1 protein-coding gene and 1 pseudogene are annotated in these 1,874 nt (G+C 37.2%); both read left to right on the top strand.

Features of this window, described 5'->3' with window-relative positions:
- Positions 1–192 precede the first annotated feature (192 nt).
- Positions 193–822, top strand: coding sequence for a uracil phosphoribosyltransferase (gene upp / locus A3I7_RS0111845; RefSeq protein WP_018376951.1), 630 nt, complete (start codon positions 193–195; stop codon positions 820–822).
- A gap of 318 nt (positions 823–1,140) precedes the next feature.
- Positions 1,141–1,743 (top strand): annotated as a pseudogene (locus A3I7_RS0111840) (ATP-dependent Clp protease proteolytic subunit); the annotation flags it as partial.
- Positions 1,744–1,874: the final 131 nt, after the last annotated feature.

The raw sequence follows: 1,874 nt of genomic DNA, 5'->3' as shown, positions 1-1,874 counted from the left end.
AACTTGTCCCATAGTAAGTTCTACCTTATTTTTTTTGTCTCAGTCTAATTTCCAGTTTTGGTGTTAGACTAGAATTTACTTTGAGAATTTAGGTAAAATAAAAAACGAACGTTTGTCACATTTTGGGCAAGCGTTTTTTGATATTTTTTGGTACAATAGTGGTGATGTAAAAATTATAAAGGAAGTAAAAACATGGGAAAATTTCAAGTTATCTCACATCCACTTATTCAACACAAATTATCTATTCTTCGTCGTACCACAACTTCAACTAAGGATTTTCGTGAACTTGTCAATGAAATAGCAATGTTGATGGGTTATGAAGTGTCACGTGATTTGCCACTTGAGGATGTTGAAATCGAAACACCAATCACACGAACAGTACAAAAGCAATTAGCTGGTAAAAAATTGGCAATTGTCCCTATTCTTCGTGCTGGTATCGGGATGGTTGATGGTTTGCTTAGTCTTGTACCAGCTGCAAAAGTTGGACACATTGGGATGTATCGTGATGAAGAAACTCTTCAACCTGTCGAGTATCTTGTAAAATTGCCTGAAGATATTGACCAACGTCAAATTTTCCTTGTAGATCCAATGTTAGCAACAGGAGGTTCAGCTATCTTAGCGGTAGATTCTTTGAAGAAACGTGGTGCTGCCAACATCAAATTTGTCTGCCTTGTCTCAGCACCCGAAGGTGTGAAAGCATTGCAAGAAGCTCATCCAGATATTGACATTTACACAGCTGCTCTGGACGAGAAACTTAACGAACACGGCTATATTGTACCAGGTTTGGGAGATGCTGGGGATCGTTTGTTTGGAACCAAATAAGTTTTAATGATTGAGTTCAGTAATTGATAATGGCCAGTTTCTTGTTAGCCAGAGCTTGGTTAGTTCAAACTGGGAATAAAATTTTTGAGGCGATTGTTAAAAAATATATGATTACATGTAGAGAAATTCTAGGTTGGCTAATTAGCTCAACCTAAAATTTTTTCTAACAATTACATCTTGCCATAAAAATAATTAGTATCTAGATATGGTTATCTGAATAGATTCTTTAGCACTCATTTTGAAAGAGTGCTAAAAAGTGAGTTTTTCATTTGACCTTTTCTGACTAAAATCATATAATAACTTCAAGAAACAAAAGAAAGAGGAAAAACTATGATTCCTGTAGTTATTGAACAAACGAGTCGTGGCGAACGCTCATACGATATTTATTCACGCCTTTTAAAAGACCGTATCATTATGTTGACTGGTCCAGTTGAAGATAATATGGCAAACTCTATTATTGCTCAGCTATTATTCTTGGATGCTCAAGATAATACCAAAGACATCTACTTGTATGTCAATACTCCGGGTGGGTCGGTTTCAGCTGGTCTTGCCATCGTTGATACTATGAACTTCATCAAGTCTGATGTACAAACTATTGTTATGGGGATGGCAGCGTCTATGGGGACAATTATCGCCTCATCTGGGACTAAAGGAAAACGTTTTATGTTGCCAAATGCTGAATATATGATTCACCAACCAATGGGTGGAACTGGCGGTGGCACACAACAAACAGATATGGCCATTGCTGCTGAACATCTTTTAAAAACGCGTAAAAACTTAGAACAAATTTTAGCAGATAATTCTGGTAAGACTGTTCGTCAAGTTCATAAAGATGCAGAACGTGATTATTGGATGAGTGCTCAAGAAACACTTGAATATGGTTTTATTGATGAAATCATGGCAAACAATTCACTTAAATAATCTTTGGTAAAGAAGCCTCATGGGGCTTCTTTTTTCCTTGTGTGACTTTCAGTCCGTTTCGCTCCGCAGGTGCGAAACAAATAAACCACCCGCTATGCGGGTGCGCATCGCTGGTTATACCCAAAAAACTC

Source organism: Streptococcus orisratti DSM 15617 (assembly GCF_000380105.1).
GTDB lineage: Bacteria > Bacillota > Bacilli > Lactobacillales > Streptococcaceae > Streptococcus > Streptococcus orisratti.
The sequence above is the reverse complement of the archived record's forward strand: the minus strand, read 5'-3'. Positions and strand labels throughout refer to the sequence as shown.

Coding starts and splice junctions, on each gene's coding strand:
- upp (WP_018376951.1), top strand. CDS start 193: ATGGGAAAATTTCAAGTTATCTCACATCCACTTATTCAACACAAATTA.